General features: G+C 44.9%; 27 protein-coding genes. 19 read left to right on the forward strand and 8 right to left on the reverse strand.

Annotated elements, in window-relative coordinates; genetic code table 11:
* The 11 genes from moaE (at window position 1) to ACOJUN_RS14005 (ending at window position 8,204) form a co-directional block, all read left to right on the forward strand.
* Complete coding sequence (gene moaE / locus ACOJUN_RS13955) at window positions 1–456, forward strand: molybdopterin synthase catalytic subunit MoaE (RefSeq protein ID WP_422132548.1); 456 nt, start codon at window positions 1–3, stop codon at window positions 454–456.
* Window positions 453–1,202, forward strand: a complete 750-nt coding sequence (gene modA / locus ACOJUN_RS13960; RefSeq protein ID WP_422132549.1) for a molybdate ABC transporter substrate-binding protein — start codon at window positions 453–455, stop codon at window positions 1,200–1,202. Before moaE ends, modA begins: the two co-directional genes overlap by 4 nt.
* Entirely contained in the window at window positions 1,202–1,876 is a 675-nt protein-coding gene (gene modB / locus ACOJUN_RS13965; RefSeq protein WP_422132550.1) for a molybdate ABC transporter permease subunit, read from the forward strand. Before modA ends, modB begins: the two co-directional genes overlap by 1 nt.
* Window positions 1,876–2,949, forward strand: a complete 1,074-nt coding sequence (gene modC / locus ACOJUN_RS13970) for a molybdenum ABC transporter ATP-binding protein (protein ID WP_422132551.1) — start codon at window positions 1,876–1,878, stop codon at window positions 2,947–2,949. Before modB ends, modC begins: the two co-directional genes overlap by 1 nt.
* A gap of 64 nt (window positions 2,950–3,013) precedes the next feature.
* The gene (locus tag ACOJUN_RS13975; RefSeq protein WP_422132552.1) at window positions 3,014–3,460 is read left to right on the forward strand and encodes a DUF29 domain-containing protein; all 447 of its coding nucleotides are present in this window, start codon (window positions 3,014–3,016) and stop codon (window positions 3,458–3,460) included.
* Window positions 3,461–3,997: 537 nt separating this feature from the next.
* On the forward strand, window positions 3,998–4,240 hold the full coding sequence (locus ACOJUN_RS13980) for a hypothetical protein (protein WP_422132553.1): 243 nt from the start codon (window positions 3,998–4,000) through the stop codon (window positions 4,238–4,240).
* 42 nt (window positions 4,241–4,282) lie between these two features.
* Window positions 4,283–4,738, forward strand: a complete 456-nt coding sequence (locus ACOJUN_RS13985) for a pilin (RefSeq protein ID WP_422132554.1) — start codon at window positions 4,283–4,285, stop codon at window positions 4,736–4,738.
* 105 nt (window positions 4,739–4,843) lie between these two features.
* The gene (locus ACOJUN_RS13990; RefSeq protein ID WP_422132555.1) at window positions 4,844–6,229 is read left to right on the forward strand and encodes an O-antigen ligase family protein; all 1,386 of its coding nucleotides are present in this window, start codon (window positions 4,844–4,846) and stop codon (window positions 6,227–6,229) included.
* A gap of 743 nt (window positions 6,230–6,972) precedes the next feature.
* Window positions 6,973–7,251, forward strand: a complete 279-nt coding sequence (locus ACOJUN_RS13995) for a hypothetical protein (protein WP_422132556.1) — start codon at window positions 6,973–6,975, stop codon at window positions 7,249–7,251.
* Window positions 7,248–7,520 (forward strand): CopG family antitoxin, encoded by a 273-nt coding sequence (locus ACOJUN_RS14000; protein WP_422132557.1) that lies wholly within the window; start codon window positions 7,248–7,250, stop codon window positions 7,518–7,520. Before ACOJUN_RS13995 ends, ACOJUN_RS14000 begins: the two co-directional genes overlap by 4 nt.
* Window positions 7,521–7,877: 357 nt before the next feature.
* Window positions 7,878–8,204, forward strand: coding sequence for a type II toxin-antitoxin system HicB family antitoxin (locus tag ACOJUN_RS14005; RefSeq protein WP_422132558.1), 327 nt, complete (start codon window positions 7,878–7,880; stop codon window positions 8,202–8,204).
* A 309-nt stretch (window positions 8,205–8,513) separates the two neighbouring features.
* Here the strand turns inward: ACOJUN_RS14005 and ACOJUN_RS14010 are convergent, their stop codons facing one another.
* The 3 genes from ACOJUN_RS14010 to ACOJUN_RS14020 form a co-directional block, all read right to left on the reverse strand.
* Entirely contained in the window at window positions 8,514–8,933 is a 420-nt protein-coding gene (locus tag ACOJUN_RS14010; RefSeq protein ID WP_422132559.1) for a type II toxin-antitoxin system VapC family toxin, read from the reverse strand.
* Window positions 8,920–9,153, reverse strand: a complete 234-nt coding sequence (locus tag ACOJUN_RS14015) for a FitA-like ribbon-helix-helix domain-containing protein (protein WP_422132560.1) — start codon at window positions 9,151–9,153, stop codon at window positions 8,920–8,922. Before ACOJUN_RS14015 ends, ACOJUN_RS14010 begins: the two co-directional genes overlap by 14 nt.
* Window positions 9,154–10,093: 940 nt before the next feature.
* Window positions 10,094–11,950 carry a hypothetical protein gene (locus tag ACOJUN_RS14020; protein ID WP_422132561.1) on the reverse strand — a complete coding sequence of 619 codons (1,857 nt, stop codon included), beginning with the start codon at window positions 11,948–11,950 and terminating at the stop codon, window positions 10,094–10,096.
* A gap of 473 nt (window positions 11,951–12,423) precedes the next feature.
* Between ACOJUN_RS14020 and ACOJUN_RS14025 the strand changes: the two genes are divergently transcribed.
* From ACOJUN_RS14025 to ACOJUN_RS14050, 6 genes are all read left to right on the forward strand, one after another.
* Entirely contained in the window at window positions 12,424–13,446 is a 1,023-nt protein-coding gene (locus ACOJUN_RS14025) for a hypothetical protein (protein WP_422132562.1), read from the forward strand.
* Window positions 13,447–13,754: 308 nt separating this feature from the next.
* Entirely contained in the window at window positions 13,755–14,825 is a 1,071-nt protein-coding gene (locus ACOJUN_RS14030; protein ID WP_422132563.1) for an extracellular solute-binding protein, read from the forward strand.
* Window positions 14,826–14,913: 88 nt separating this feature from the next.
* On the forward strand, window positions 14,914–16,032 hold the full coding sequence (locus ACOJUN_RS14035; protein WP_422132564.1) for an ABC transporter ATP-binding protein: 1,119 nt from the start codon (window positions 14,914–14,916) through the stop codon (window positions 16,030–16,032).
* A 2-nt stretch (window positions 16,033–16,034) separates the two neighbouring features.
* The gene (locus ACOJUN_RS14040) at window positions 16,035–16,898 is read left to right on the forward strand and encodes an ABC transporter permease (RefSeq protein ID WP_422132565.1); all 864 of its coding nucleotides are present in this window, start codon (window positions 16,035–16,037) and stop codon (window positions 16,896–16,898) included.
* 10 nt (window positions 16,899–16,908) lie between these two features.
* Window positions 16,909–17,772 (forward strand): ABC transporter permease, encoded by an 864-nt coding sequence (locus ACOJUN_RS14045; protein WP_422132566.1) that lies wholly within the window; start codon window positions 16,909–16,911, stop codon window positions 17,770–17,772.
* Complete coding sequence (locus tag ACOJUN_RS14050; protein WP_422132567.1) at window positions 17,741–17,923, forward strand: hypothetical protein; 183 nt, start codon at window positions 17,741–17,743, stop codon at window positions 17,921–17,923. The genes ACOJUN_RS14045 and ACOJUN_RS14050 overlap by 32 nt, the downstream gene beginning before the upstream one ends.
* A gap of 379 nt (window positions 17,924–18,302) precedes the next feature.
* On the opposite strand, the gene ACOJUN_RS14055 is transcribed toward ACOJUN_RS14050, so the two are convergent.
* Window positions 18,303–19,286, reverse strand: coding sequence for a transposase (locus tag ACOJUN_RS14055; protein ID WP_422132568.1), 984 nt, complete (start codon window positions 19,284–19,286; stop codon window positions 18,303–18,305).
* A 556-nt stretch (window positions 19,287–19,842) separates the two neighbouring features.
* On the opposite strand from ACOJUN_RS14055, the gene ACOJUN_RS14060 reads away from it, so the two are divergent.
* Window positions 19,843–21,114: an O-antigen ligase family protein gene (locus ACOJUN_RS14060; protein WP_422132569.1), complete on the forward strand. Its 1,272-nt coding sequence runs from the start codon at window positions 19,843–19,845 to the stop codon at window positions 21,112–21,114.
* Here the strand turns inward: ACOJUN_RS14060 and ACOJUN_RS14065 are convergent.
* Window positions 21,107–21,547 (reverse strand): hypothetical protein, encoded by a 441-nt coding sequence (locus ACOJUN_RS14065; protein WP_422132570.1) that lies wholly within the window; start codon window positions 21,545–21,547, stop codon window positions 21,107–21,109. The two genes, ACOJUN_RS14060 and ACOJUN_RS14065, sit on opposite strands and share 8 nt — an antisense overlap.
* A 140-nt stretch (window positions 21,548–21,687) precedes the next feature.
* On the opposite strand from ACOJUN_RS14065, the gene ACOJUN_RS14070 reads away from it, so the two are divergent.
* Window positions 21,688–22,161 (forward strand): pilin, encoded by a 474-nt coding sequence (locus ACOJUN_RS14070; protein WP_422132571.1) that lies wholly within the window; start codon window positions 21,688–21,690, stop codon window positions 22,159–22,161.
* Between the two features lie 103 nt (window positions 22,162–22,264).
* Here ACOJUN_RS14070 and ACOJUN_RS14075 read toward each other — a convergent pair whose 3' ends face one another.
* From ACOJUN_RS14075 to nadC, 3 genes are all read right to left on the reverse strand, one after another.
* The gene (locus ACOJUN_RS14075) at window positions 22,265–23,947 is read right to left on the reverse strand and encodes a helix-hairpin-helix domain-containing protein (protein ID WP_422132572.1); all 1,683 of its coding nucleotides are present in this window, start codon (window positions 23,945–23,947) and stop codon (window positions 22,265–22,267) included.
* Window positions 23,948–24,036: 89 nt separating this feature from the next.
* On the reverse strand, window positions 24,037–25,053 hold the full coding sequence (galE, locus tag ACOJUN_RS14080; protein ID WP_422132573.1) for a UDP-glucose 4-epimerase GalE: 1,017 nt from the start codon (window positions 25,051–25,053) through the stop codon (window positions 24,037–24,039).
* Between the two features lie 16 nt (window positions 25,054–25,069).
* Window positions 25,070–25,948, reverse strand: coding sequence for a carboxylating nicotinate-nucleotide diphosphorylase (gene nadC / locus ACOJUN_RS14085; RefSeq protein ID WP_422132574.1), 879 nt, complete (start codon window positions 25,946–25,948; stop codon window positions 25,070–25,072).
* Window positions 25,949–26,061: the final 113 nt, after the last annotated feature.

The raw sequence follows: 26,061 nt of genomic DNA on the forward strand, positions 1-26,061 counted from the left end.
ATGATCTCGATACAGAAAGACGACTTTGATCCGGGCTATGAACAGGATCAGCTCAGTGGCAACACCGGTACCGGGGCGCTGGTGACTTTCACCGGACTGGTGCGGGATGAAAACCTCGGGGATGATGTGGGAGGGCTGTACCTGGAACATTATCCGGGTATGACCGAGAAGGCGCTCCAGGAAATTATTGATGAAGCCGCAGAACGTTGGCCACTGCAAGCCATTAAAGTAATTCACCGGGTTGGACAGCTTCAGCCGGGCGACAGAATTGTTTTTGTCGGTGTGGCCAGTGCCCATCGCAAAGCAGCCTTTGAGATCTGTGAGTTTGTTATGGACTACCTGAAAACCCGTGCTCCTTTCTGGAAAAAGGAAACCACGCCAGAAGGTGATCGCTGGGTCGATGCCAGAGAGTCCGATGAACAGGCAGCCAAACGCTGGGGACAGGAATCCTTGTGAAGTATTGGCTGGGTATGCTGACACTGTTGTTGAGCATAGGCGCAACCGCCGCCAATCTTCGAGTGGCGGTATCGGCCAATTTTAAACCTGTGCTGGAACATCTGGCTGAACAGTTTATGCGTCAGACCGGCCACAGGGTCAGTATCTCTTCAGCGTCGACCGGCGTGCTCTATCACCAGATTATGCACGGTGCTCCTTTTGATCTTTTCTTCTCAGCCGATCAAGCCCGACCCCTGAAGCTGGAAAGCAATGGCAGGGTGCTGCCAGACAGTCGCAGAACATACGCCTATGGTCGTCTGGTTCTGTGGCATCGAACAGAACATAAAAACCCCTCTTCCATTGAGCAGCTCAAAGACTGGCAGGGAAGACTGGCTATTGCCAACCCCGCAACCGCTCCCTACGGACTGGCGGCAAAACAATCTCTTGAAAAATTGGGGTTATGGCAGAGTTATCAGGGGCGGCTGGTTCTGGGCGCTAACATTCAGCAGACCTGGCAGTTTGTTGCCAGCGGTAATGTTGATATGGGGCTGGTTGCCTTATCTCAGCTGACGGGTGAAGAGCTGAAGCAAATCACCTATGTGCCGGACAGGCTTTATGATCCCGTTCGTCAGGATATGGTGATACTGAAAAGGACAGAACATAAAAAGATAGCTCAGGCGTTTTCGGCGTTTGTGTTGTCTGTCTCGTCCCAGAAATATATTGCTGAGCATGGCTATTTTCCAGCCATCAAGGATAGGGCGAAATAATGCTGACCACAGCCATCTGGCTGACCATTAAACTGGCTCTGACGACGACGCTGCTATTAATGCTGGTGGGTGTCCCTCTGGCCTGGAAACTGGCCAATATGAAAAGTCGTTTTCGGCCATTGATAGAAGCTTTTGTGGGTTTGCCACTGGTGCTTCCGCCGACGGTACTCGGTTTTTATCTGTTAATCGCCTTCTCGCCAGACAATATTCTGGGCCAGTGGTGGGTTGATCTAACCGGTTCTACCCTCGCATTCAGTTTTTCAGGGCTGGTGGTTGCTTCTGTACTGTATTCGTTGCCATTTGTCGTACAACCTCTGCAAAGAGCGTTTGAGCAGCTGGATTATGGTCTGCTTGAAGCCGCCTCAATGCTGGGTGCCAGTCGGCTTGACCGGTTTATGAATGTGGTTCTGCCTAATTCCCTCAGAGCATTATTACTGGCTGCCTGTATGGGGTTTGCTCATACTGTGGGCGAGTTTGGAGTGGTGCTCATGATCGGCGGCAATATTCCCGGCGAAACCCAGGTATTGTCCATTGCCTTATACGATGCGGTGGAAACCCAACAGCTGGATCAGGCGCATGCTATGGCAGCGGGTTTGTTAACCTTTGCTCTTGTGATGCTGGTAGCCCTCTATAGCATTGACAAGCGACAGGTGTCTGGAGTGAGTAATCATTGATGTTGAAACTGGATATTCAACTGCCCCGGGATCGATTTGATCTTTCCATCAATAGCTCCCTGAAGCTCAATGCTGTCTGGGGCATCATGGGTGCTTCGGGCTGTGGCAAAACCTCGCTGCTCAGAGCCATTGCCGGTCTGGAAAAACAGGTGCTGGGTCGGATTCAGTTTAATGAACAGGTCTGGATGGACAGCGAACAGGGTATTTTTGTACCCCCGGAACAACGTGGGATAGGTTACATCTTTCAGGAAGCCCGTTTATTTCCACATTTGAGCGTTCTGGGTAACCTGCAGTTTTCCATGAAGCGCTCAAACACTGATCGACAGGGATTAACCTTTGCAGAAGTCGTCGAGCAATCAGGCATTGGTCACTTGTTAAGTCGCGGCGTTGAAACCTTGTCCGGCGGAGAAAAACAACGTGTAGCCATTGCCCGTACTTTGTTGAATGCGCCACAGGTGCTGTTAATGGACGAGCCTCTGGCCTCTCTGGATTGGGATTCCAAGGCAACGATATTGCCCTGCTTAAGAAGTATTCACCGGGATTTTAATATCCCCATCATCATGGTTAGTCATTCAAGAGAAGAGGTGGCTCGCCTGACAGACAAGGTGTTATTACTGCACCGGGGCACTGTGACCGGCAAAGATCAGAGTCAGACTCTGTTAAACAGCGCATTAGCCGTAGATGATCAGCATGAGCCGCTGTTATCCATGCTGGAAGCAGAAGTGGTTGATCATGATAAAGACTATGGGCTTACTGTTCTGAATGCGGAAGGCCATACGCTGCATGTTCACGAGTCAGGTTTGGCGTTAGGGGCCAGAGTGCGAATGATTGTCCCTGCCCATGAAGTAAGTATTGTCCTGGAAGATTTTCGCGACACCAGTGTTTTGAATCGTTTGCCGGTGGTGATTGATTCAATACAAACAAGAGACGACTGGCACCAGTTAATTACATTGTGTCTTGGGGAGCAGAGATTAATGGCCCTGGTGACACGAAAGTCGGTGGATCGGTTGGTGCTGAAAATTGGCATGAAGGTGTTTGCTCATTTTAAGGCTTCGGGGTTGGAGGTGGTTTGAGGTTAAGACGCACTGAATTCAGAATGAATGACTATAATAGCTACTTTGGCAGGAGGGATATCTGATGGGCGAGCCACTTTACGACTCTGACTTTTACGGATGGGTCAATCAACAGCTTGATTTGCTCAGGTCCGGGAATTTGGATGAAGCCGATATCAAGAATATTGCACTGGAAATAGAAGCTATGGGGAAAAACCTGCATCGAGAGCTAGTCAGTCGTTTGAAGATTCTCTTGATGCATTTGCTGAAGTGGCAATATCAGCCGGGTCTGCAATCGAATAGCTGGCGGTATACGATTATAGGCCAAAGGGCAGAACTCTCGGATCACATTAACGATAACCCCAGCCTTAAACCCAGAATCCCGGCAGCCATGGAAAGAGCCTACCGGTATGCACTGATTGAGGCGACCAAAGAGACAGGGTTGACTATTGAGACGTTTCCTTCGACTTGTCCCTGGACTTACGACCAAGCTATGAGTGCTGATTTCTGGCCAGCAGACTTTCTACAATAGTCTCCCTCTTAACAGGCTTTTTGGGGGGGATGTTCGGCAACCAGCATTTAAGTGACTTCGATCAGTCCCATGATGAATCTGGTAATGAGTCGTTAGAATGAGCCATTCTGACATCTTCGGCAAAACTCTCTGCCTCATCCCCCAGTCTTGGCATGTTGGAGAGGAGTTCTACCAGTTCGTCAACATTAAGACCCTGTTTAGGGGGGGAGATCCAAGGCTATATCTTCGTCCATACCCATTCTTTTGAGTTCTTTAAACAGGGCATTTTGCACAGGTGGGCTCCTTGTTGGCCTTAAACTGATAGTGGGAGGAACTATAGTTGAAACCCTTCTTTTTGCCAGAATCCTGTGTGGCTCAGGGGCTGTCTTTTGTCAGGCAACTAAACGTCAGAAACCGTGTTTTTTGTCAAGCTGAAAAAGTTGACCAAAACAGCACAAATACACCAGAAAAAGGTTGCTTTTTTCTTTCTGGAATATATCGTAATGCTCTAAGGATGTTCCCTTATCTGTGTGCGGTCTCTGCAGTTGGATAAGGTTGATGTACCACTTTCGCACAGGGTCTCAGGACAGAAAGTTTTGCATCAAAAAGCTCTCAGCGAGCAGTCAGGAAGACATTACAGCCATGAGTGGTTATTTTTTCATCGTATTCTGCCCATCAGACAATGGACTGGATGAAAGAGTATTTATGGAAGCGTCACTGTCGGGTGCAGTGGGTAGACTGAGCAAGCCAGGGTGGCCGTGTGTCGTTTTTGGCGGGTGCTTGCGGCCTGTGGTGGCTTAATAATGAATAATAAAAATGTATGTCCTCAGGGGGCTAAGAATAATGAAAAAACAACAAAGTGGTTTTACGCTGATTGAATTGATGATCGTTGTGGCGATTATTGGGATTTTGGCGGCTGTGGCTATTCCGCAGTATCAGAATTATGTCGCTCGTGCACAACTTGCAGAACCCATATCTTTTATAGGTGGTTATAAAACTGCTTTAGAAGATTTTATTGCTCAGAATGGAGAGTTTCCTCAAGATAATACAGCTATTGGTAATATTATTAATGTTGCTAATGCAGCATCCATTGCAAGTGTAGCGGTTTCGGGTGTCAACGCGAACAGTACAGCAGGTGCCATTGAAGTTACACTTGAGACGTCGGCGAATGGAATGAATGGGCAGATTGCAGGAAAGAAAATTGTTTGGTCTCGCACTGCCACTGGCGCATGGTCATGTGGAACGAGTGCTGCCGCAGATTATGCTCCGAATTCGTGTAAGTACAACTCGTCAATCTGAGTTCGAGTAAGTTATAAAAGAAGCTCCGTTTTATGGGGCTTCCTTTTTTATAGGTGTTTTGTGATTAAATTCCTTTCTGATAAAAGTGTTTTAATTGCATTGTTAATGACTTCAGTTATTGTTTGTTTTTCTTTTCTTGATTTTGTTTTTTTTGATTTTATCTCTCCAGATTACAACAGAAAACGTTTGTATCAGTTTGTTTTTTTTCTTTTTATAATTTTTTTTGTGTTCAAATTGTTTTTTGAGAAAGGGTTTTGTTTTTTTCTAGATCAGTTTTCAAGTCTTTCTTTGTTGTTGGTAGGTATTCTGCTTGTACTTTGCACCATATCTTCATTTAATTCCTTGTATTTTTTAAAAAGTATTCAAGAAATTGGGCTCTATTGTTTGATTTTTTTATCGTGCTTATATCTAAGAAGTGAAGAGATTAGGGAAAATGAGTTGATTTTTTCGATCTCCCTAATCGGTGGGAGTGTGGTCGTTTACTTTTTTACCTATCTTTTTGACTATGTCATTTATCTCAAATTTCCACCAGAAGCATGGTCTAATACAATTCACAACTTTTCTAATCCGAGAGAGATGAATCACGCCCAAAACTGGTTAATTCCTTTTTTGGCTCTACTACCGCTTATTTCCAATAGGAAATATAAGCTTCTAGGCAGATTAAGTTGGTTGCCAATCATATTTATGTACTTCTTTTTAATAATGTCGGAAGGACGTGGAGTATCAATTGCAATAATTTTATCCATTGCGTTCACTTGTTATTTATTTCCTAAATTCTCAAAAGTTTTAGCATTTACTCATCTTAAATCTTTTGGTTTCGGATTGTTTCTTTATATTTTACTTGTCCAGATAGTTCCATCTGTATTTGGAATTACTTCAAATTTTGATTTTGAACGATTTGTTGTGGCTAATTCTACTTCTTCGGGGCGAGTTGAATTATGGAAAATAGCCCTTGACTCTATTCAAGATAACCCATTTTTCGGTATAGGTCCGCAACACTTTATCACCTTGGTAGGTAGTCCAGGTTCGCCGCATAATATTATTCTTCAGTGGGCCTCTGAGTGGGGTGTTCCTGCTGCTATTTGTTTAATTATTCTGATTATTTGGGGTGGTATGAGTTATTTACGAGGTTTGATTTATAGGGTTGATACAGGTTTGTTGTCGAGTCATCAACAACTGCTACAGATCTCTGCCTTTACAGCTCTGTTGAGTGCAGGTATTCATTCTCAGGTTAGTGGTGTATTTATTTCACCAATGAGTCAGATGCTTATGATTCTGGTATTGGGATTTTGTATGGGTGTGCACTCCAAAGATCTAATATCTAGAGAGACTGTTTCTAAATGGTTTGTCATTATATTGTTGCTATTATTTTCCTCGGCCTATTTTGCCATCCTTTATTGGGAGTATTTTGCTGGAAACTATCCAACAACGCTTGAGTTTCAACCAAATGCACCAAGATTCTGGAGGAATGGTGCATTTCATAACGAGTAATCTAGGACACCCACATTTATAGAATAATCTGGGATACCCACATTTATTTGTGGGTTTCTTAAAAGAAGGAGTAATCTAGGACACCCATCGAGTAATCTAGGACACCCACATTTATTTGTGGGTTTCTCACAATAAAAAAAATAATCTAGGACACCCATATTTATACAAATAAACTGGGAAATAATCTGGGACACCCACATTTATTTGGAGTAATCTAGGACACCCACATTTATTTGAAGCAATAAGGAGTAATCTAGGACACCCATAAATTTCTCCCATGAATCCGGGGGCATCCACATTTATATACAGCGAGTAATTTAAGACACCCACATTTATATATGGGTGTCCTTGAATCCGCGAGTAATTTAAGACACCCATATTTATATATGGGTGTCCTTGAATCCCCTTGAATCCCCCATCCTTGAATCCAATAATCTGGGACACCCACATTTATTTGTGGGTTTCTCTGGATAGGAAAAAATAATATAAGGAGTAATCTAGGACACCCATAAATTTCTCCCATGAATCCGGGGGCATCCACATTTATATACAGCGAGTAATTTAAGACACCCACATTTATATATGGGTGTCCTTGAATCCCCTTGAATCCCCTTGAATCCCCTTGAATCCCCTTGAATCCCCTTGAATCCCCCATCCTTGAATCCCCCAGAAAGTCGAACTATTGAATCACTATTGCCTGCTTTATTTGATGACAAAAGGCACACATTCGCTATACTTCTCTGATGAAACGCTTTAACTGGAACCCTCAGAAGAATCAGCAGCTGATCCGCGAACGGGATCAGTCTTTCGAGGAAGTCATTTTCCACATAGAGAATGGTGGCCTGCTGGATGACATCGTCCATCCTAATCCGCAAGCCTATCCGCATCAGCGGGTCTTTGTGGTGAATGTACAGGGCTACGTCTGGCTGGTGCCCTACGTGGAAAGTGAGCAGGAGATCTTTTTGAAAACACTGATTCCCAGCCGCAAATTTACCCGTGACTATTTGGGAGATCGAACATGAAAAAAACAAGATTAGATAACGAGGAGCAAACGTTGCTCAATGCCCTTGAACAGGGTGAGTATGAGTCTGTGATGACCCCTGAGCGCAAGACGACGCTGGAAGCCATGGCCAGTGAGACGTTTAAAAAGGATAAGCGTATTAATATCCGCATTTCCCAACATGACCTGATGGCGATTAAGTCACGGGCCCAGCGGGAAGGGATTCCATACCAGACACTGGTGTCCAGTATTATTCATAAGTATTTGTCAGGGGCTTTGCGGGATGTCTGACAAGAAACCAATAAAACTATGGGCACCCACACCAGGACCCAAAGGGCGTATTCATGTCTATGGAGTGTTTAACAGTTTGAAGGTAGTATCAATAATGCTACTATTCTTGTATGACTAATATCACTGAAATTCTCAGTCAGATGAGAAGTAATCCCAAAGGCGTGAGGTTCAGAGACCTTTGCAAAGTCTGTGAATCATACTTTGGTGCACCAAGACAGTCAGGATCAAGTCATAAGGTGTATAAAACACCTTGGGTTGGTGACCCAAGAGTGAATATTCAAAATAACAAGGGCAAAGCTAAACCTTACCAGGTAAAGCAGGTGTTACAGGCGATCGAACGCATAGAGGGTGATAAAAATGGATAGGAAAATTGATCGGTATACATACCGGGTAACCTGGTCTGAAGAGGATCAGGAATATGTTGGCTTATGTGCTGAATTTCCTGCCTTGAGCTGGCTTGAAGAAACGCAAGTAGGTGCTTTATCAGGAATCCAGAATTTAGTTCTGGAAACCGTAGATGAAATGAAAAGTGCAAATGAAGAGATACCGCAACCATTTTCAACCAGAGACTATAGCGGGAAAGTATTGTTAAGAATTACTCCGGAAACGCATCGTTTGTTAGTTATCCAGGCAGCCGAATCAGGTGTAAGCCTGAATCGTTATATAGCCAGTAGATTGCACTGAGCAAAAAATAAACTGGAGTAATTTAGGACACTCACATTTATATATGGGTGTCCTTGAATTCACATTGAATCCCCCAGAAAGTCGAACTATTGAATCACTGTTGCCTGCTTTATTTGATGACAAAAGGCACACATTCGAAGTAATCTAAGACGAAGTAATCTAAGACACCCACATTTACATATGTGGGTGTCTTAGTGGTAATAAATAGGAAAGAAATGCGACACCCACGAAATTTCCTCAAGAGAGAAATAGGTAACCCACAATATTTCTGGCAATGACTGCTATGCCTCATCGACATAATCTCTTTGTTCAATCCAGAAATGGATTGAGCAAATTAACCCCTGTATCCACAAAATCCGGGGTGTTTCTTGTGACTACTGTCAGGCCATAAACAAGGGCTGTTGCTGCAATTTGTTTGTCAATTGCGTTTTCATGGCGGGGTACTCTGAGTTTTCCCCAAATCTGTGCTTCGGTGCTACCAAAGTCAAGAATATGATCTCGATAATCATCTACCAGATGATTTAGCCATAGCTCTAACTGCTTTGCCTGAATAGAGTCATTTCGATGACGGATTTTTTCAACGCCTCTACGGAGCTCACCTATGGAGACAACACTAAGGTAGAGCTTTAATGATTTTTTTTGTGCTGTGTTGAAAAAAAGCTGAACGCCCTGATTTGCACTGTTTCTTTTTCTTAATTCACTGATGACATTGGTATCAATTAAATACATCACGATCACCGTTATCATTGATACGTTCGAAGTCCGTATCTGAGCCGACATCTGGAATGTTTTTCAGTGCTTCAGTGAAGCTTTTTTTCTTGGGACGAAGGAGAGCTGCTTCCAGAATTCTTCGATGCTCAGCTTCTGCACTTCTCCCGTGTTTTCCTGCCCGAGCTTTGAGGGCATCAACTATTTCCTCATCAATATTGCGCACTATCAGGTTAGCCATGAGAGTCATCCAGATGTATTCAATTCGTAAATGATAGCATTGATATCAGAGATGGACGATAATAAAAGTAATCCAAGACACCCACATTTATAGGGGCACCCACGTTTATAGGGGCACCCACGTTTATAGGGGCACCATAGGGGCATCCGCGTTTATAGGGGCATCCGCGTTTATAGGGGCATCCGCGTTTAAATATGGGTGTCCTCGATTACGATTATCCTTCTCGATTATCCTTGAATCCGACATCAAGAAAAGCGACAGAGGGGAAGGGTTGGAAGGAATTCGGGAACATCCACATTTATATGGGTGTCTTTGATTCTTCTTCAATATTGCGCACTATCAGGTTAGCCATGAGAGTCATCCAGATGTATTCAATTCGTAAATGATAGCATTGATATCAGAGATGGACGATAATAAAAGTAATCCAAGACACCCACATTTATCTCTAAGCATTTATAGAGACACCCACATTTATAGGGGCACCCACGTTTATAGGGGCATCCGCGTTTAAATATGGGTGTCCTCGATTACGATTCTCGATTACGATTATCCTTCTCGATTATCCTTGAATCCGACATCAAGAAAAGCGACAGAGGGGAAGGGTTGGAAGGAATTCGGGAACATCCACATTTATATGGGTGTCCTTGAATCCGCTTTTATATGGGTGTCTTTGATTCCTCTTTGATGGGCTTGTAGCTGTCACTGGCTTAGTCCATGACTGTACTGTAGTTACTCGAAATACAAACGATATGCGTATGAGCCAGGCAAAGCTATATAACCCATGGGTAGATAAGTAAATTGGGATATGAATCCGGGGGCAAGAAACAAGACACCCACAAAATTTCTGACTTAAAGGTTTTGCCACAGCCTCAGAGCCTGGGAACGAGTTGAAGAAATAAGCGTGTTTCTGAGTTTTCCTTATGCAAGGGCGGGTGCCAGTTCATGGAATAGGATAAGTGTCCCGATCCACATCAAAAGGCTTGCGTTTTCGATGTATTCTTTTGTGATTCAAGAGTTTTTTTGAATTTTTGAAGACCTTCCTGCACGGCTGCGGTTGGCCGTCATGTCCGATCACGGCTACGTCACAGATTTGTTGCCCGGCGTGGTATTTGGTTTTGTGATCCGACAGGGCTTTAGCATTATTGCAGACCTTCGCGCATGGTCGCGGCTGGCCATTATCTTCGATTATGGTTTTATCACAGATTTTTTGCCCGCTGTGATCTCTTCTTTTGTGATTCGACAAGGCATCAGGGTTCTTGCAGACTTTCCCGCAATGCCGTTTCTGACCATCTTCCCCAACCATGTTTACTTTACAGGTTTGTAGCCCGCAGTGCTCTCTTCTTATGTGATACGACAGAGTTGGAACATTTCTGCAGATTGTCCCGCACTGCCGCAGCTGGCCATCATCCCCGATCACGTTTTTCATACAGGTTTGTTGCCTGCTGTGGTAGCTGCCTTTGTGATTCGACAGGGCTATAGCATTCTGGCAGACCATCCCGCACGGCACTGGCTGGCCGTTCTCTCCAGCCACCGATACGTTACAGGTTTTTTGCCCGCTGTGGCATTTGCTTTTGTGTTCCGTCAGGGCTATAGCATTCTTGCAGACCTTCCCGCATGGCCGCTGATTTCCGTCCTCCCCGATATAGGTTATGGAACAGGTTTTCTGACCAGTGTGGTATCGACTTTTATGCACCGTCAAAGATCGAGCATTGCTGCAGATTTTTCCACATGGCTGCGGCTGGCCACCTTTCCCGATTATGGTTACAGCACAGGTTTTTTGCCCGCTGTGGACAATGCTTTTGTGATTTTCCAGGCCTCTGGCATTCTGGAAGACCTTTCCGCATGGCTGCGACTGTTTATCCTCTGTAATCACCATCAAATCACAGGTCTTTTGGCCGCTATGAAATCTGCTTTTATGAGAATTTAGTGCTCGTTTATTCTTGTAGACCTTTCCGCATTGTCGCAGCTGGCCATCCTTCCCGAACACTATCACGTTGCAGGTTGCTTGTCTGGAAGGGCCGGTTGTATCAGCCCGATGGGGGCATGATATTTGTCCGGGTCTTGCTTCTTTGTGGTCTGTTGAACTTTCTCTAGAATCTGGGGCTGCGTTGTAGGACGCATCGGAAGATTGTCGGAATTGACAAACGTCACTGCAGGGAAAAATGAAACAATTTAGACCCAAAGTGTGCGAGTGTTGTTGAGGGAATCCGTTATTCTCGCCAGAGTCAGAATACAGTAGATTGATGAAATAGTCTTTAGGGTAGCTGTCGGTACGTAGGCCCTGCTGGCCGGATGATTCTGATGGTCGGCCTTGTTGTTCGTGTTCAGAGCCAGGCATCGTAGCGGTTATCGCAAGCAGGTGACTTTGACTCGTTTCATGTTGTTCAATCGGGTTAAACAGCAATGAATCCGGGTTCCAATTGCTTTTTAAAAGCAAGCCGACGGTTATAAATGCTTCTACAGGTATCCATAAATAAGGCTTTAAACGTAGAGAGATATCTCTGCTGGTCAGGAACAGTTCGTAGATAACCAGCAGGTTTGTGGTGTAAAGCCATTGCCAGGAAATCGACTCAACGAGGGTCGTTTTTACCCTGTAACTGTCAGGTTTGTGTCGTTTGTTATCAGGCGGTAAATCCGCTTCTGCGCAGCCATTTATGTCGGCAATGTCTGGCAGGCTGCCCGACAATGTGCCTTGGTCAATCTTTATAGAAAAGTTCTGGTTTGGAAAATCTACATTCTGTTCAAGTTCGATAATAAAACGCCTTGTTAGCGGTTTCGCTAGACAGATGACAGACAACGACAGTAACAGCAGTGTTGCAAAGAGTGAGTGTTTAATAATTCTACCCTTGCCTTCTGGTTTACAGATAAGAAGGATAGATTAGTGTGAGAGAGACCCATAAAATTTTTTACTTGTTCCCAAAGAAATCAGGGCATCCAAAAAATTTCCGACTTGTACTTGCAACCTGTTTAGAAACACATCACCCCCCTCGAAAGCCGAGCTTTGTAACTTGAGATAACGTATGGACTCCCACGTTGGGACCCAGAGGGTTTAAAAGCAAGGGGGCCAGAGTTCTACGTCAGTCTGTGGACTCTGGAAACAAGGTGTCAATGTGTAAAACCGTCCTGCCCTTACTGAAAGACAGAAACTTTGTTAGTTGCACTTAACAGCTTGCTATGAACTTTTATGCTAAAAACGCCTCTAAGTTATTAGGAGTAATTTTGTAAGCTCTTGCTAATCGAGGAAAAATACTTATCAGGGAGATAACCGACATGGATGGCATAAATAAAAATTCCGACACAGTTTTTTCAGACTCACCACCACCCAAGCGCGCCCGAAGAGGGAAATTACCCACTGGTTTCATTATGGGTAAAGAAGTTACTGTATATAATGAAAGTTCTCCGCATTGTCTCAATTTGCCCTCAGCACCCTATGCAGGGCAATCAATCGAACTACAGGAAAAGTCGCCGTTTTTTCAAAGTACTTCAGATGAGACTGCCTGTGCTTTTTCAAGGCCTGTTTCACTTTATAGTGAGGGAGATAGTAGACTGTTATCCGATGTTTTAAGAGAACTGGGTGTCGACAAAAAATATATGCCTGACAGGGTTCTTGCAAAAAAAAGCGACACATTTTCATTAGCATTAGAATTGAGTTTAGGTGAACTGGAAGAAGAAACGATAAGCAGCGTAACGTCTTTAGTTCTTCAAAAAAACTTCGATCTGAAAAGCTATTCAGGATCTACTATTTTTTTACCTGATGATCAGGATGGATATAAGAACTACCTCAATAATGACCCAAAGCATGATTACGTGTTTTTTCATAAGCTTAAAGTTTCGGATGATAGCGAAGAGGAAAGTATTCATGATTTTGTTATTGTTAGGGGAGCTGAAAAATTTCACTTACTACAGTCAGTTTCTGGAGCATTCACTCTTGAACAATGGATTACTGGTGACTCTTCAATGATAAACAATCAAGCAAAAGAATTTAAAGAAGATTGTGATTTGAGTTTATTTCAGTGCGAAAAAAAATCTTCCCCTTCATCCGCTAAAAAAATGAAAAGAATCTACAAGGAATTTGAAAAAATAAAATCGTCATTCGGTAGAGTTATAAAAACATCAAATAATAAAGCCTGTTCTAAATCTATATTTGGCCAGAAGTTTGTACCTACATTGTTTTCAGCTTTAAAAAATTCGGATGACCGACCATATTTTAGAATGTTCTCATCTTCAAGGAGATATTTGGGAGTTAAAAAAGAAGATAAGATTACTCTTGAAGTCTATAGGGGGAAAATATAAAGAGAAACTGAGGGAATTTGGATGCTCACAAAATGTCTTGATGATTTTGCTGCGCTGTGTTAAAGATTAACTAGAAAACAGCCTTTGCAGCCCGGTGCTCCTCACTTATTTCAATAAAGAGTTTGCGTCGTCTGTTTTAACGCGCCTGATGGCGTGCCCTCTTTTATCCGAGGTAAACTGTTTTCTAAGTTGGAATAATTAAATAGCAGGAAAATATCTTTATTGACCTTCTTGTCAATTGGTGAAATATTTCTGTAACAAGATTGCATAACAATAACGAACAACAACAAACCTCTTAGGGGCGCTCCATGTCGAAACCGATAAAAGGTCTGCTGGTGCTGACCATATCCACTGCTGTCATGTTCTCTGTCGATGCACAGGCGGAAGAACTAAGGCTTTTGACCTGGGGAGGCTACGCACCCCAGGAAGTCATTGATCAGTTTGAACAGGAAACCGGTATTGCCGTTAAGGTTACCAAATCCAATAACGAAGATATGATTTCCAAGCTCCGCGCTACTCGCGGCGCAGGCTATGATCTGGTTCAGCCAAGTCAGGATCGTATTACCGGTGCTCAAAAAGAATATCGAATTTATAAGCCTATTGATCTCAGTAAACTCGATGCCGGTCAGTTTATTCCTTCCATGTTGTCTGCTACCAAAGCCAACACCACGATTAACGGTGATGTGTATGGTGTTCCTCATATCTGGGGTACCAGCGGTCTGATTGTCGATACTGCAGGTAGCAAAAGCAGCTACAGCTTTAATGACCTCTGCTCTGATGATTATAAGGGCAAAGTCTCCTATCGACTGAAGCGTCCAACCCTTATTGGTTTCGCTTTTGCTATGGGTGAAGACCCATTCGCAGCCTACGACGATCAGAAGAAGTACACTGAAATTCTCAGCAAAGTTGAGCAGAAGCTCATCAACTGTAAAGCCAATGTTAAAGCTTACTGGGAAGGCGGTGATGCTTTGCTTAACCTGCTGCGCAGTGGCGAAGTCACATTGGCTATGGGTTGGGATGCCGGCGGTTGGAAGCTGCATAAGGAAACGACTAGCATCAACTTCGTACCACCAGAGTCTGGAGCACTCGGCTGGATTGATACTTTCGCCCTTCCCGCTAAAGGCAAGAATGACGAAGCTGCTTATAAATGGATCAACTTTGTAATGCAGCCCGAAATTGCTGCCAAAATTACCGAAGCTGCGGGTAATTTTACTGCATCCGCCGGTGCTGAAGAGTTTGTTAACGATCAGCTCAGCAACAGCTACAAGATCAGCTATAACCAGAGCAGTCTCGATAATATCAAGTGGTATCCGCCAGTGCCTGCAGGTCTTGAAATCATCGAAGGGAAAACTCTGGATCGTATCAAAGCCGCACAATAGTCACTTATAGCTGTATCCGTCAGCCCTGTTTTTTTTAATGTGAGATTTATATGACAGAGGCTGGTTGTTTTCCAGGATGTACAACCCGATGACTTTAGATCTCGAATGCCGCAATGTTTTCAAACACTTTGGCAGTTTTCAGGCAGTAGAAGACATTTCTCTTGAAATTACTGCTGGCTCCTTTTTCTCCATACTTGGCCCCTCTGGCTGTGGCAAAACCACGCTGCTGAGAATGCTTGCCGGTTTTTCTGAACCAGATCAGGGAGAAATTCTGATAAAAGGGAAGAAAATGGCTGGTATCCCACCTAATAAGCGCCCGGTAAATATGGTATTTCAGCACCTGGCTCTTTTTCCCATGATGAATATTGGGGAAAACATTGCTTACGGGCTTAAGCGCGATAAGGTACCAAAGCTGCAGAGGGATAAAAAAGTTGCCGATGTTCTGGAACGTATTGGCTTGCCGGGTATTGAAAAAAAATCAGTCAATCAACTTTCTGGTGGTCAGAAACAGCGGGTGGCTATTGCACGATGCCTTGTGCTAGAACCGGATGTTCTCTTACTGGACGAGCCTCTTGGCGCTCTTGACCTGAAGCTTCGGGAACAAATGAAGGTTGAATTAAAAAAACTACAAAAGGCGTTTGGTACAACCTTTATTTATATAACCCATGATCAATCTGAAGCGATGGTTATGTCAGACCAGGTAGCCGTCATGAATCATGGCCGTTTAGAACAGGTGGGCTCTCCTCAGTCGCTTTACTATGAGCCAGAAACGTCATTTGTCGCTGGTTTTGTTGGTAATAATAATCGGGTGGATGGAATCGTTGAGTCTATTGCTGGTGAAACAGCAATAATTCGATCTAACGCGGGCCAGCAATTTAAAACTGCGTTTCCAAAAGTAGAACTGAACTCCGGAGACTCTGTTGATTTGTTTATACGTCCGGAAGCTATCCGTATCCGAAGAGATCAGAATGTAACTTCTGAAAACCATATTAATGGTCGGGTAGAAAATATTCTTTTTGATGGCGGTAATAGCCAGATATTGGTGAAAGATATTGATTCATCCCAGCAGTTGAGTGTTTCGTTGCCGCAGACTCGAGAGTTTCATGATCTGGTGGCTGGAGACGCTGTTTCACTGTCCTGGGATATACGACAGAACAATATTTTTTTGTCAAATAAGAAACTATCAAACAAAAAGAGGGGGCCGTGACCATGACCGGCAGAAAACTCTCTTTTTATCTACTGTTAATGCCTCTCTTGCTGACGCTGGTATTGTTGATTCTGTTACCACAGCTGGATATGCTGGTCATTTCTTTGAGGGAGCGAGTCAGTTACGGTGTTTATGAGTTCAGCCTGCTTCATTATCAGGAGTTTTTTACAGAGCCGCTCTATTGGAATACATTTTTGCGAACTGCTGTGATGTCCATTCTTGCTACTGGCCTGACATTACTGATCTCTTTCCCGGTTTCTTGGTATATCGCTAAAATTGCTCAGGGTAAAAACAAGAACCTGATCTTTCTTGCCTGTCTGATTCCATTCTGGGTCAGTGAGCTAGTGCGAACCTACGGCTGGATGATTTTGCTGCGGGAGAGCGGTGTTGTCAGTGGCTTACTGCAATGGGTTGGGCTGGCGGATGCGCCGGTAGAGATGCTGTACAACGACATCACTGTTATGACCGGCCTCGTATATGCTTCCACGCTCTTTATGGTGGTGCCTTTGGTCAGCACTCTGGAAGGAATGGATGATAGCCTTGTAGAAGCAGCTTATGATCTGGGCGGTAGCCACTTCACTGTGCTTCGCACAGTCATTATCCCATATGCTGTACCAGGTATCGTATCCGGGTGCATCGTCGTCTTTATGCTGACCCTTGGCAATTATCTGACACCGACACTTTTGGGTGGTAAAGACAGTCTCTGGTTTACCGAGCAGATTTTTACCCAGTTTATTACTCGCTTTAACTGGGAACAGGGAGCAGCCTTTGGGGTTTTATTGCTTTGCCTGTCGTCGCTGATTGTCTGGCTTGGCCTGAAGCTCAGCAAACAATCGTTCAAACAGGCATTAGCCAGTGAAACCTGAGAAATAGATCATGATACAAAGTATTCCCCAAAGCAGAGCATTTCAGAAAACTTACACGGTTTATGTATGTTTGTTCTTTTTGTTTCTTTTGGCTCCGCTTGTCACGGTTGCCGTATTCTCAATGAACGACAGTGTATTTCCTTCCCTGCCCTGGGAAGGGTTTTCTCTGGACTGGTATTTTGCTAGTAACAAAGAGCGACTTGGTTTATTTCATGACGGTGTGATAAAGGAGAGTATTATCACCAGCTTAATGATCGCACTGTTTGTTGCTATTCTGTCAGTTACTTTAGCTATTACCAATGCACTGTTGTTTGAGCGTTATGATTTCCGGGGAAAACAGTTTCTCTACAGCTTGATGTTGCTACCACTGGTGGTTCCAGGTGTCATTCTCGGGATTTCCATTCTTTCTTTCAGCAGCGGCATCGCCAATACGATAGAAGACAGTTATGGGCTTGATCTGGAGTTTTTAAGGCCTGGTCTGCCACTTGTTGTGCTTGGGCAATTCGCCTTTATCAGTACTATGGCAACACTAGTCATTTCGGCACGACTAAGAAAGCTGGATAGTGAAATGGAAGAAGCTGCTTTAAACCTTGGTGCAAGCCGTCTTGAGGTATTTATAACTATTACACTGCCCTGGTTAAAGCCAGCAGTGATGGGCTCAGCGGTTGTGGCCTTTCTGATGTCTTTCGAGAATTTTAATACCACTTTAATTCTTGCAGGCAGTGATTCCCCTTTAACGATTACATTGTTTGATCGTATGAGGGAAGGTTCAACACCTGTGCTCAATGCGGTTTCGACGCTGTTGATGGTGGGGTCTGGTGTACTTGCTCTCGTTAGTATTTTTGTTCAAAGAACGGAAACTAGAGAGAAATAGAAGGAAGGAAAATAGGACACCCATAGTAGAGGAAAATAGAGAGGAAAATAGAGAGGAAAATAGAGAGGAAAATAGAGAGGAAAATAGAGAGGAAAATAGAGAGGAAAATAGGAAGGAAAATAGGACACCCATAGAAAAAGAAGGAAAATAAGACATCCATTAGAGAAGAAGGAAAATAGAAAACCCATTAGGACGAGAAATTAGGACACCCACATAAGGAAGGAAAATAGAAGGAAAGAAAATAGGACACCCATAGAAAAAGAAGGAAAATAAGACATCCATTAGGGAAGGAAAATAGGACACCCATAGAAAAAGAAGGAAAATAGAAAAATAAGACACCCATAAAATTTCTTGACCAGAAGCCAGTACATAGCCCGTCACGCATAAAAAATACCTGATCGGATCAAACTTGGGATGACCCTAAACTCGATAAAACAAGGAAATACAACTTATTAGGTTTATAAAATATGCAGAATCCCATCTCACCAAATCTATTCGGTAAGAATGTGGCGTATAAGGCAAAAGATGAATCAACCAGGCTGAAATAACTGGCCACAACAATATAACCCCTGAAGCCAACGTTGACCTGTACTGATCGCATATGCCTTCATGGCCTTCAGTCGTCCGACTGCACGATAAAATCGATTGTTTCTGCTCATGGTTTTTAGCCATTCGTCACCATCTATTTCTAGTCTTGCCAAGATAGGAGGTGAGCTTTCCGCTATAGAACCTTTCTTATCTTTTCTGACCGCTCTTCCACTCCAGTCTACCAGCTCCAGATAATCATGAAGAATGTATGGCAATGTTTTATTCGGGTCTTGCTCCTGGTTCTGAAAAGGCTTCAACATGAACGGCTGCCTGCTATCTGTTGCTTCGGTAGTTTTTTCAATGCGTTTTTGGATAGAGGTATAGTCGGATTGCTCTGGTGTTGAGGCAAGTTTTGCCCTGATAGGGTTAAGGTCAACATAAGCCATACAGGTCAGTAAAGCGGCTTCATCCAGTAACGCCTGACTTTTAAAACGTCCTTCCCAGAATCGGCCCTTACAACCATCTTCCCTGTTGGCTTCACGGGCAAGATGTTCGTTCAAGCAACGCATAAACCAGCTGATACTTTTCAAACGGCTACGATACTCAGCCACATATTCATCGATGCGGCTGAGCTCCGAGCAGCTGAGCTTTGCATTGCTCAAATGGCGTTGGATCAATAATGGACCTGTGAAAAGGGTAGTCCATCGCCGCAGTATTTCATCTCGATTCCACTTATCAGACTCATTGATGTTGATGTGTAGTACCAGGTGAAAGTGATTAGACATCACAGCATAAGCACAGACTTCGATAGCAAAGACAGAGGTCAATGTACGCAGACGGTCGACCACCCACTGCCTGCGATGCTCAAAACTATTCCCGGTCAGATGATCCTCACCACACAAGTAAGCCCTGCGGACGCACCGAGACACACAGTGGTAATAGGGTGTCGAACCTGAATCAATCAGGTTGCTGCGGGCTTGAGTCATGAGATCTCCTATTGCTATGGTGGGTAAAAATCGTAAACATGAGAAAAATAGCTTAACCAGTCGATTGGTCAAATATATGGATATCCTTTTTGTTCTTTCTGTCAAATATATGGGTGTCCTTTTTGTTCTCTTTTTTCCTTTCCTCTCTTTTGCTATTGGTCAAATATATGGGTGTCCTTTTTGTTCTTTTTGTTTCCTTTCCTCTCTTTTGCTATTGGTCAAATATATGGGTGTCCTTTTTGTTCTTTTTGTTTCCTTTCCTCTCTTTTGCTATTGGTCAAATATATGGGTGTCCTTTTTGTTCTTTTTGGGTGTCCTTTTTGTTCTTTTCTTGTCCGGCTCATAGCCGATATACGATGATTATGTCCACATAAATTCAGTGCTCATGCTCACGTTCATTCATCAGTCTCACCATAAAAGCGCAGTGTTTCTTTTAATGACGCTGACACTACTGGCAATGTGGTCGGCTCTTCTAATCTGGGATTTCGGACTGTCCAGCTACAACTTCAGGCGAGTTGTTCAAGTTGTTTTTCTTTCTGTTGCCTCTGGGTTGTTTATGGTTTGCTATCAGTCCCTGAATGGCTTTGCTTATTTGCCCGTTCTGGCCAGAGTCTTGATCTTCCTTGGCTTAGGGTTTGGATCATGCTCGGCATTAATGAGTGAGTATCCGTTAAAAGGCATTCAGGAGGTTGGGCTCTATGGTTTACTGATGATGAGCACTTTACTCCTGGCCAAAAGTATTGATGAGAGAAAGCTGGCAGGCATTATCAGTGTTATTGGCATGGCTTTAGGGCTTTACGGTTTTGGCTACCTGTTTCACTATGCCGTTTATTTACAATATCCGCCTGAGTCCTGGATGCACACGATTTATGGATTTACTAACCCCAGGATTTTGAATCATGCGCAGAACTGGCTGATTCCACTTTTGGCTTTACTGCCCCTTTTGTCGAAAAGCAAGGGGTCACTGGTTCAGAGGCTAAGCTGGATTCCCTTGATGATTATGTATTTTTTCATTTTTTTATCACAGAGCCGAGGCATCCTTCTGTCTTTGGTTATGAGTGGAATAGCTATTTACTTTTGTTTCCAGAAAGTAATAACACCCATTATTCGAGTTCATACAAAAGCATTGATGCTTGGGTTGATCGCTTATACGGTTTTTATTTGGTTCATTCCTTATTTATTGGGGCATGGAGTCAAGGGATTCAGACCACTCTCAGCGGCATTGAAAACCTATGATCGTGTTGAGCTTTGGATCACTGCCTGGCAACTGGCATTAGATAATCCCCTGTTTGGGGTGGGGCCTCAGCATTTTATTCTTTCATCAGACAATGGACTGGGATCGCCCCATAATATTGTTTTGCAATGGCTTTCTGAGTGGGGGACGCTGGCTACATTGTGCTTTGTTATCGTCATGCTTTGGGGTGGCGTTTCTTACCTGATGCGGCTGAAAAAAAGGTTAGAGAGAGGATCATTGTCGGGGCAGCAAACCTATATCCAGATATCGGCCTTTTGGGCTATTCTGAGTGCGGTGCTTCATGCCCAGATCAGTGGTGTATTTATCACGCCTGTGAGTCAGATGATGATGTTGCTGGTAGTGGGCTATTGTCTGTATGCTCACGATAAGGACAGAGTGAAGGTCATTGCTGAAGTTAAGGATTACGAACTGAGTGTTTCAAAGCTGTTGGCTTCAATGCTTATCTTGTTGTCTATTACCTTCTTTAGCATTTTCTACGTTGAGTTTATTCAGGGAACCTACCCAGTTTCAATTCCCTTTGAATCCATGGCCCCACGTTTCTGGCAGAATGGAGCCTTTCACCTTGTTAATTAATATGGATTTCTCTGGCTACCAGTTGAGGATTCAGTAGGCCCTGGTAGGAAAAATACTCCTGAGTCCGCCCTTTCTGATAACTGACTTCGTAGAGCATGAAGAAAGGAAATCCACCTTCCCGGGTCATTTGTCTGAAATCTGCGTGCCAGCCAACAAAGGTGTGATTCTGATATTCTCCCAGTTCACTGCCTAATAAGGGTCTGAAATTGTCTTTTCCCACGCCTGTGGTTTTGAGTGTGTGGTACCCCGATTGAATGATCAGCATCAGCTCTGAGTCTTGCCCCTGCTCAAAATAACGATCCACTTCACCTTGGTAGACATGTTGAAGACTAACAGCGCCGGTGATCGCAGTGGTTGTCAGTATCAGCACAACAGTAATGACCCGGGCAACAAGAGAGAGTCTTTTATTGGCGAAAAGGGTGAGATTTTTCATGGCAGCTGCCCCTGAAGAAAAGCCTGTATAAGGCTTATCGGGCCACATCTGAAAATCACGAGAAATCAGCGGTTTTAAAAACGAAAGGTAAGTCCTAAAGCTCTGGTCATGAGCGCCGACATCTTGCTAGAGACTGACCTGTGGGGCCCAGTGTATTGGCGGAGGGCAGCTATTCAATGACCGAGGATAACGAGATGAAAACATGGATGTCCAGGATGCTGGGTTTCACGCTGATAGAGCTGATGATCGTAGTGGCGATCATTGGTATTCTGGCGGCTGTGGCGATTCCCCAGTACCAGAATTACACCCGTAATGCGACGGTAAACGCTGCATTGAGTGAAGCCAGCCAGTATAAGACGGCTGTAGGTATTTGTGCTCAAACCAACCCTATCACTGATTGTGATGATGGATCAAATGGTATTCCCGCTGCAAGAAACACAATAGACGATGTCGTGGATGGGGTTATCACAATTACTCCAGGTGGGGCTTTTGCTTCACAGACTTTAACGTACACTCCTGATGCAACAGGCACTGTATGGACTCTTACATGTAATGGTGGTGGTACATTGTGCAGCAATGATTCTTTAACTACTACACCAGATTACTCGCCCTAGAACTTTACTGACGTAGTTTCTTCGAAGGCTGGATTTAATTCCGGCCTTTTTTCTGTTTGGTAAATCTATGAGGGTGACCTGAGATTGAAGGCCAGAAGAAGAATCAGGGCTGTCTGAACCATTCAATAGAGTCCCTGATGCTTGGAGTATTCAAATAGCTTTTAGCCCTCTGAGCCTGCTTAACGGACATCAAAACCACAGCCGCCATTTCCTCTGGCGTGGCATCAAGAATTTTGTCCCAGCTTTTAAAATGGCTTGCCAGCTTTCTGGAGCGAGTTTCTCCCAGCTGTGGAATGCTCAGGGCTCTTATCTGGGACTTTAGAGAAACCCTATGAAGTGTGTTGAGTACTGATAGCAGTTGTTTCGATGAATGCTCATTCAAGCCAGCCTGTTTCAGGTCAGACTCAGACACTTTGAAACTATCTGGAAAGCGGTCAATGGCCTTATTTGCCATCAGCTTTTTTATCAGTGGCTCGTGCAAAAAGGGAATATCCAGACTTATCCCCAGCCATTTCAACCTTTCAGTAAACTGTTCTTCACAGCCCGGCTTTAACTCAAGGCAGGAGAAGGCATTGTATCTTTTCGGGTCTGGAAACATTGGTCGGGTGCGATGCTCCGGCCTCAGAACAACCTGACCAAAAACCGGTGTAGCAGCGCCTTTCAGTTGCACAGAAATCTGGTCACCAATAGCGATATCCTTCTCAGACAGGTTTTTGATGCTGCCCAGTGATACCTGCCGAACAGTTTCCCCTCCGATCGCTATCGGCTCCAGCTGAAGTACCGGGGTGATCTGGCCGGTACGTCCCACTCTGAAATCAACGCCTTTAACTGTGGTTATGGCACTGTCGGAAGGGAATTTCCAGGCAATGGCCCAGGCTGGATTCTGGCTCTCCCAGCCCAGTTTTTTACGAAGCTCGAGGTTGTCCAGTTTCAGAACAATACCGTCCATAAGGAAGGGCTCCATACCGCTGCGTTTATTATAGGTATCACGGATTTTTTCTATCTCTTTCAGAGTATTACCCCGTTGGGTATGCTCGGCAGGTAGCTCAAAACCATAGCCATACAGGGTATTGATCACCGTCTTGTCGCTATCAAAAGGGCTGTTGACCCAGCGCCATGGGAAGAATTCGATACTGCCCAGTGACGAAACATCCAGTTCTTTGCGACTGATATGGCCGGAGACATAATGACGGGCACTGCTATAAACGGAATTTTTGACGGTCTCATTCAGGCGGGCAAAGAGTTCTCCGTGCAGGACAATATCGTTATATTCCGTAATCAGCGCTTTCGGGATTATGGGCATGTGTTTGACGGCATCAAGAATATTCTGCCCTCTGTCGCCTGTGCCCCGGGTAGAAGCGGCGACCAGTTTGCCGTTCTGATAAACCAGCTCAACCGCAACACCGTCAATCTTGGGTTGAACCAGAATGATTTCCTTACCGGCTTGTTTGAGAAATTTTTTGATATCATCAATGTCCCGGGCTTTTTTCAAGCTACCCATAAAGGCGCGATGGTCAACGTCTCCCTCGATATTCTCCTCAGCAACAGGAGGAAGTGTCAGTTCCGGAAAACACTTTATCAGAGATTGCAGTTGCGCTTTCAGCGCATCGTATTCATGGTCGGTGAGCACGGGAGAGTGTTTGTTGTAGTAAAGGTCATCGTTATGTCTGATCTCTTTTTGCAGAGCAACGATCTGCTTTTCAGCCTGCTCTGAGGTCCAGCTTGGACAGGCGCTCCATACAGTGATTGGAATGAGTAGGAGAAAAAGCGAAAAAAGGTGTTTCATGATCAGTTTTCCGGGGAGGGGGACGTCTTTAATTGATCGGCCAGATAAGACGAAACTGATCGAAATGGGGCATTAGAGCCCCATTAAAGTTAAGGGTTGTATCCATCCGGATTGTCGGACTGCCAGCGCCAGGCGTCGGTCACCATTTCTTCAAGCCCCCGCTCTGCTTTCCAACCCAGCTCATTCAGAGCTTTGTCGGTATTGGCATAGCAGGCGGCAATGTCACCGGAACGGCGAGCCGTGATCTCGTAAGGTACATTTTGGCCAGACGCTTTTTCAAACGCCGCAACTATTTCCAGAACACTGTAGCCTTTACCTAAGCCGAGGTTCCAGGTATGTACGCCTTTGGTCGTACGAAGTTTTTCTATGGCTTTGACATGACCCAGTGACAGGTCCACGACGTGAATATAATCACGAACTCCGGTGCCGTCGATGGTGGGGTAGTCGTTACCGAAAACTCTCAACTTTTCCAGCTTGCCAATGGCCACCTGAGTCACGTAGGGCATCAGGTTGTTCGGGGTGTCATTAGGATCTTCGCCAATGCGACCAGAAGCGTGAGCACCTGCCGGATTAAAGTAACGAAGCAGGGCAATGCTCCAGTCAGTATCCGATTTGAAAAGATCTTCCAGAACTTCTTCCACCATCAGTTTCGAGCGACCGTAAGGATTAGTGGCACTTAGCGGAAAATCTTCTGTGATCGGCAGACTGGCAGGATCACCATAAACGGTCGCTGACGAGCTGAAGACAATGCGTTTTACATTGGCTGCCTGCATGGCCTGGCAGAGTACAAGGGTGCCGTAGACATTGTTTTCATAGTAATCGAGAGGGATTTCGCAAGACTCCCCTACGGCTTTCAACCCCGCAAAGTGAATAACGGCTTCAAAATCGTGCTGCTGAAAGAGGCCGTCCAGCAAAGCTCGATCGCGGATGTCGCCGTTAACAAACGCCAGTGTTTTGCCGGTAATCTCCTGAACCCGGCCCAGAGATTCTTCGCTGCTGTTGCTGAGGTTATCCAGAACCACTATTTCGTAGTTGTCGTTTAATAATTCCAGACAGGTATGGCTACCGATATAGCCTGCACCTCCTGTGACCAGAATTTTACTCATGGTTTTGGCTTCCTGTTCAGATCTCTGTGGTATCAATCAGTCTCATGGACAGATCAATGGATTGAATATCTTTGGTGAGTGTTCCGATGGAAATAAAGTCGACACCGGTCGCTGCAATTACCGGCAGGCGCTCATCGGTAATACCCCCGGAAGCTTCCAGCCCGGGTTGAGGTGCTGGCAGGGAGTTGTTCAGTTCGACGGTTTCACGCAGTGCGTCCAGAGGGAAGTTGTCCAACATAATGATGTCGGCACCAGCGCTTCTTGCCCGCTGGAACTCTTCCATGTTCTCGACCTCAACTTCCACAGGCTTGCCCGGAGCCATGGCCCGGGCGGTGCTGACTGCCTGCTCAATCCCGCCACAGGCGGCAATATGATTCTCCTTGATCAGGAAGGCATCATAAAGCCCGATCCGGTGATTGTGACATCCGCCTGCCATGACGGCGTACTTTTGGGCGAGGCGAAGACCGGGCAGGGTTTTACGAGTGTCCAGCAGTTTAACGCCCGTCTCTTTGACCAGATTGGCGTAGTAAGAACAGCGGGTAGCAGTGCCGGAAAGGGTCTGAAGGAAGTTCATGGCTGCACGTTCACCGGTCAACAGGCTTCTGGCAGGACCTTCCATAAAAACCAGAACCTGGTCCGCTTCCACCTGTTCACCTTCCTGAACCTGCCAGTCCAGAGTCACCGATGGGTCAATCTGCCTGAATACTTCATCAAACCAGGGGCGCCCTGCAATAACCGCAGTTTCACGACAGAGGATACGTGCTTTGGCCATTTGCCCGGCAGGAATGAGGGAGGCCGTAATATCACCTGAGCCGATGTCTTCTTCCAGGGCATTGCGAACATTGTGCTGGATGGTGTCGGTCAGGTCGGAAGCGAGATTGTCTCGGGGCTGCATGTTGACTCTACTAATATATGGCCGGAAATCATGAAGAATTGGCGGGGATTATAAACAAATCGTTGTCTCATGTCTTTGCTCTTGCCGACAGTAATAGCCTGTCATGATCTATA

Origin of the sequence: Endozoicomonas sp. ALD040 (genome assembly GCF_049275945.1) — a bacterium.
Taxonomy (GTDB): domain Bacteria; phylum Pseudomonadota; class Gammaproteobacteria; order Pseudomonadales; family Endozoicomonadaceae; genus Endozoicomonas_A.